This window comes from Paraglaciecola sp., assembly GCF_030730205.1.
Classification (GTDB): Bacteria; Pseudomonadota; Gammaproteobacteria; order Enterobacterales; family Alteromonadaceae; genus Paraglaciecola.
In genome coordinates, this window is the sequence record NZ_JANQVQ010000241.1 from 1 (window position 1) to 2,192 (window position 2,192).

Sequence of the window (2,192 nt, forward strand, 5' to 3'; positions counted from 1 at the left end):
TTTCTACTTCTTCTGCGGTTTCTATTTTTTCGGCGATGACTTTTATGCCGAGGCCGTGTGCAATGTTAACTAAGGAATGCACAAACAACTGGTTGTCTTTTTCTTTGTCAATATTTTTAGTAAAGCGGCCATCTATCTTTAAATAATCGGGCTTAACCGTACGAAGTTGCGTAATCGATGCCACTTGTGCACCAAATCGCTCAACGGTAATTTTTACATCTAGACTTTTCAATTGTGCGATAAACGCTAAAAAGTGAGCAGTATCGCCCAGCAAGCAACGCTCAGGTATCTCAAGCACCAAATTAACGCGTTGTGCACCTAATTGTGTCAGTTGCAACAACAACCATTTTTGAAAAGCGGGCTTTAACAAAGACAGGCGAGAGATATTAAGCCCAACTTGACCACTATGTTGAACTAATTTTTTAAAGGCGCAGCGTACCAATAATTCATCTAATTTTTGTGCAAAATCCAAGCGTATGGTGGCCGGAATCAATTCCGCCATGGGCAAATATTGATCGCTTTGCGGATCGGGAAAGCGCGCTAACCATTCTTGGTAAGCCAGCTCACCTGAAAAATCTTTAATAGGCTGGGCTAAAAAGTCGGCAGTATCTTTTGCCAACAACGCTTTGATTTGTTCACGCCAGGTATCATTGCTTTTTATGCTTTGCGCTTGGTCAACCGCTTGCCATTTTAACTGACTAAAATTAGCTTGGGTGAGGGCATTATCAACCTGTTCTAACACGGCTTTTTTATTATCGCCGTAATTAAAACTGCCAACACCAATATGGGCAGTGCCTGATTCATACTCAGACTTTTCAATGGCATTACATTTATCAATCAGTTGTTGGCAAAGAGCCAAACAATTTGCCTCGTCAATATCTTCAATAATCACCGCAAAGTCAGCGCCCACTAAGCGGTAAAGGCTATAACCAATTTTTTGCTGACGTAAGTGCTCGTTAATAAGCTCACAAACGGTTTTTATATAAGCGTCGCCTTCTAAAAAGCCAACGTTGCGGTTTATTTGATTCAAACTGCTCAAGCGTACAAACATCAAAAAGCTGCTGGTTTGATGCTCTGCGTCACCCAAAATTTGTTCAAACGCTAAATCAAATGCACGCCTGTTACCGACTTTGGTTAAGCCATCAGAATACGCAAAGTCGCGGTAACGCTCTGTTTGATTCGACAAGCGGCCAAATAAATCAGCAAGCCGTTCTGACATTAAATTAATCGCATCAACAAAAATGCGCAGCTCCAACGTTTTGGGTTTTAAATTCACTTTGTCGAATTTTTGCAGGCTAATGGCCTCGGCTTGTTTTACCACCGCCATGATAGGAATGGTTACCATGCGCACTAAAAACCATACCAGTACTAGCCCCACGGAAAACACTAATAAAAATAATCTAAACGAGTCAACCGCGTTATCCCACAATTGCTCGTAACCAATGCCAGGGTTACTTTGCACCGACAGCTCACCGGCAATGGTCCAGCCGTCGTTAATTTCGGTTTGACGAATCGGTGGTGACAAGGGAAACAAGTTAATAAACCACGTCGGTACATGCTCAAGAGACACCGGATTACGCCGCTCTAAAATCACCTTGCCCTCAGTATTTTTCAATACAATCGCACTGTAATATCCGCGGTCAAATATCGCGTTCACCATGGTTTCGATTAAGGGCAAATCGTCATCGCCAATATAGGGCGTAATCGACAAGCCTAAAGAAGTCGCCGTATCTTGCGCATGAGAGGTAAGCTGTTGTTCAATATAGTCTTTTGTATTGCTAACACTTATCCATACGGCACCAATAAACAGGGCTAAAAAGATAGAGAACAAGCTCAGAACAAGTTGTCTCGACAAGGGCATATCAGTTATCCTCATTATTATTTAATTCTTGCATCATGCGTTTATTTAAATCTTCCCACAGGCCGTTATTCCCGCCTTTTTGCACCTGTTTGCCTTGGCCTTGCTCTTTGGCCAACCACAAACCATCACCGTTAAAACTATAAACCGGCTGTAAATCTCGGCGTTTATTTGCCGGTAAAATATCGCGATTTAAATTATCGAGTACCAAAGGAATAGACGTGGGGGTGTCGTAGTAGGCGAGCACCATGTGCGCCATATTGTATCGCAGTGCTTTTACGTACATTAAACGCAGTTTTTCAGTAGGCACGCCCAAAGCACGTAAACTAAAATA

At 42.4% G+C, this 2,192-nt stretch carries 1 protein-coding gene and 1 pseudogene; both read right to left on the bottom strand.

Annotated features, from left to right (window positions below; translation table 11 throughout):
- On the bottom strand, positions 1-1,861 hold a 1,861-nt coding region (locus NWQ57_RS15905; RefSeq protein ID WP_306023147.1), incomplete at its 3' end, for a LapD/MoxY N-terminal periplasmic domain-containing protein.
- A 1-nt stretch (position 1,862) separates the two neighbouring features.
- Positions 1,863-2,192 (bottom strand): annotated as a pseudogene (locus tag NWQ57_RS15910) (transglutaminase); the annotation flags it as partial.